The sequence below is a fragment of the Sphingomonas arabinosi genome (assembly GCF_036663715.1).
In the GTDB taxonomy this organism is placed as follows: domain Bacteria; phylum Pseudomonadota; class Alphaproteobacteria; order Sphingomonadales; family Sphingomonadaceae; genus Sphingomonas.
The window spans coordinates 1-3,261 of the sequence record NZ_JAXOJN010000045.1; the positions used below are offsets into that span (position 1 = coordinate 1).

The window sequence follows — 3,261 nt, forward strand, 5'->3', positions numbered from 1 at the left end:
GCATCGCGGTCGACCCTGCGGTCGACCAGCTTGCTACGCCTCGCCCGCGCGCGCCGCAGAGCACTCCACAGGGCAGCGCCGAGCACGGCTCGCTCGCATCGTGGCGACCCCTCCGGGTCGCCTACTCGCTACGCCTCGCGCGCCCCGGCGCAAACCTGGAGACCGCCATGCCGATCAGAACCGTTCACCAGTCGCTGTCGTTCGACACCATCATTACGGATCACAACGACCGCGCCAGCGCCGAGGCGCATATGGCAAAGATGCTCCGGGAGTATGGAGATTGGCCACAGGATGCCGCGGTCGCCGCAGCTCGTGCGGGAAGGCCAGCCCTCGTGCGCGACGACGGGGACGACGAAACCATTGAGATCCGCGACGCCTAGATGCCGGACACGGCTCGCTACGCCTCGCCCCCGCTCCGGACGGCACTGGCAGCGCCCCTTAATCCTCTCGGGCCGTCTCCTGCGGTCGCCCATCGCCGCGCGAAGAGCGCGCCGATGATGGGCGCTGACGCGCCCTGCTCGGCCCTGAAAGGGGCCGAGGAGAGGAGTGGGATGGAGAAAGGTGTCCAGGACAAGGGGTCCAGAGACGCACAGGAGACGTCGTCATGAACATCGGTTCGATCAAGCAGAACGCGGCTGGCATCTACATGGGCCGGGTTTCCACCCTGGCGGTTGCGATGACCATCGCGCTGAAGCCGGTGCAGTCCACCAACCCGCGCGCACCGCGCTACGAGATCCACGCGCTGACCGCCAACAAGACCTGGGTACAGGTCGGCGCGCTGTTCGAGCTGGTCTCGAACAACACCGGCGAGGCGTTCCTCAACGGCCGCATCGACGACCCGTCGCTGCCCGCGCCGCTGCAGATCTCCGCCTTCCGGCAGGAGGACGAGTCCTACAACCTGGTGTGGCAGCGCGCGCAGAAGCGTCGCGACGTGGGCACCGCGCTCGGCGTCAAGGCGAGCGAGGACGACCTCGCCCCGCCGTTCGGCGCCGACGGCAGCCCCACCGCAGGCGATCTCGCCGGTGCCGGCGCGGGTGCCGGTCCCGATGACGGCCTGGGCATGAGCACCGCTCCGATCGAGCCGGTCGCCTAAGGCGGTTGGCCGGAGCCGAAAAGGGGATCGCCTCTCGCGAGGCGGTCCCCTTTTTCATTCACTACGCACGGTCGCCCCGCCCGAAGAAGGGCATCACCTGCGGTGACACCCTTCCGGGTCGGGTCACGGCCACCAACGTCGTCCGCGGAGCTCAAGCAGGCGCGTCGCCCAGGCCCAGCCGCATGGCTGCGCGAGCGCCGATGGAACCCAACCGACTTACGCCGACCCGCGGAACCGACACATCGGCCAAGCCGACAACCGACCCGGCCGCGAAACCGGATGTCCTCGCTTATGCGCCACCGTCCGGCGTGTCACCCCTTCGGCTTGCCCCCATCATCGGCATCTTCGACCAGCGATGCTAGCGTCGCCAACGCGACAACGATCGCTCGGGATCACGGGCCAAGCGGCCGACATAGCCGGTTCACAGGTGCTGCCCATCGAAGCTTCGCGGACCTTGTCGGGCCAGCGGTCTCCCGCGCCGGGTCTCATGTCACCTGCGGACAGCCGTTGGTCACCGCAACCGCTTTAGCGGGGCCGTGTTGCCGCGCTGAAGCGCGGCTGCCCGCACCAACCCCGCGAAAGCGGTTCCCCTGCGCTGACGCTCCGGTGCGGTGACCCCCGTCGCCCCGCTTCTCGGTGACACCCGGCGGGGAAACCGCCGGCCCCACCAAGGAGGCTTCGATGAACAACGTGAACCTAGTCGGCCGTCTGGCCCGCGACCCCGAGCTGCGCCAAGCCGGTGACACCAACATCACCACGGTGTTCGTGGCGACCGACCGACCCAAGCTCAACAAGGAGGGTCGCACCTACAAGGACGGCAGCGGCTTCACGGTCAAGGAGACCGAGTTCCACAAGGTCACCTGCTTCAACGGCCTAGCCAAGGCAGTGTCCGGAGCCCGCAAGAAGGGCGACTTGGTCGCGGTCGAGGGACGGCTCCACTACACCAAGTGGCAGGACCGCGACGGCAACGATCGCTACGGCTGCGAGATCATCGCCGATCGGGTGGAGTTCTACTGACCCACCCTTTCGCGTGCTCGCGCGCCGTCTTCCATCAGCACCCGGTGCATGATCGATGCGCCGATCCATGGAGACTACCATGCAGAAGCAAGCGGACCTGTTCGATCCCGACGTGAACCCGTTCACGGATCCAGAGCCAATGGCCGAGCCTGCTGTCCAGGTCGCGGATGAGGACGAGCCCGCGCCACGGGTCGATCCGCTGGCCGCCCCATGTGGTTTCGTCAACTGCCGAAACCTACCATGCCGACGCCTCGCGTCGCGACCTCTGCTGCTGGATGGCAAGCCCTTCGTCCACCGCGGCATACCGATGTTGCACTGCGATCCGGCCTGCTGGCGTGACGTTGATGCCGACCAAGTTCCCGAGACGACCGAACCGCAAGACGACGCCGGTGACTACCCCGCGGACCGCGACGACCCAGGACCAGAGGCCCCGCCGGATTATGATGACTGGTCGGGATGGGAGCGCGCCGACGATGATGGTTTCGGCGAAGACGATGGTGGAAGAGAAGACAGAGAAGGGTAGGGGCGCCCGCCCTATGGGCGGGACCGGGCTCTAGGCGGCTGCGCCGCCCGGAGCCCCGCGTGCCGCGGGTCTCCGCCCTTCGGGTAACGATCCCTCGCTGGACGGCGACCGGTCTCGCGAGGACCGACAGCGACATCGGTCGCGCCCATTCGGGCGCTACCCTCGCCGCTTTGCATCCGCACGCCTTTGGCGCGCGAATGCCGGTCCTCACTCGATCCGGTCGCCGTACCCAAACCAAATCTATCTTTCTGTGAGTCCGAGCATGGCATGCGGGGTTGGCGGACCGTCAAGGACGAGCGGTGCCCCCAATTTTCACGACCCCGCCACTCCGCTTCGCTCCGCTATGGGGCCGAGAAAATCGGCTCCCCCACTCGCGAGCGTTAACCGGGGTCCACGCCTTCGGCGCGGCTTCCCGGTTAACGTCCCTGACGGCCCTGACCGCCGCATGCCGAATGAGAGACCTCACAAGAAGGTGAGAAACAAAACTCATGGAGGCTATCATGACCAAGTACACCAACTTCTCCGACCTGGCCCGCACGATGGCGGACACGCGCGCAACGCAGATCGCCGACGAGACCCGCCAGGACGAGCGCACGCTGCGCACCTATGACGGCGCGTTCATCGAAGG

The 3,261-nt window shown here is 67.2% G+C and carries 4 protein-coding genes; all 4 read left to right on the forward strand.

What is annotated here, in order from left to right; all coding sequences use genetic code 11:
* The coding region (locus tag U1708_RS20480; RefSeq protein WP_332748130.1) for a hypothetical protein at positions 1-380 on the forward strand (380 nt) is incomplete at its 5' end.
* A 224-nt stretch (positions 381-604) separates the two neighbouring features.
* Positions 605-1,093, forward strand: a complete 489-nt coding sequence (locus U1708_RS20485; protein ID WP_159513164.1) for a DUF736 domain-containing protein — start codon at positions 605-607, stop codon at positions 1,091-1,093.
* 681 nt (positions 1,094-1,774) lie between these two features.
* Entirely contained in the window at positions 1,775-2,110 is a 336-nt protein-coding gene (locus U1708_RS20490; protein WP_159513163.1) for a single-stranded DNA-binding protein, read from the forward strand.
* Between the two features lie 79 nt (positions 2,111-2,189).
* Positions 2,190-2,633: a hypothetical protein gene (locus U1708_RS20495; RefSeq protein WP_201302706.1), complete on the forward strand. Its 444-nt coding sequence runs from the start codon at positions 2,190-2,192 to the stop codon at positions 2,631-2,633.
* Positions 2,634-3,261: the final 628 nt, after the last annotated feature.

What these genes read in the sequence shown, in the direction of transcription:
- U1708_RS20485 (WP_159513164.1), top strand. Translation starts at nt 605, where the DNA reads ATGAACATCGGTTCGATCAAGCAGAACGCGGCTGGCATCTACATGGGC.
- U1708_RS20490 (WP_159513163.1), top strand. Translation starts at nt 1,775, where the DNA reads ATGAACAACGTGAACCTAGTCGGCCGTCTGGCCCGCGACCCCGAGCTG.
- U1708_RS20495 (WP_201302706.1), top strand. Translation starts at nt 2,190, where the DNA reads ATGCAGAAGCAAGCGGACCTGTTCGATCCCGACGTGAACCCGTTCACG.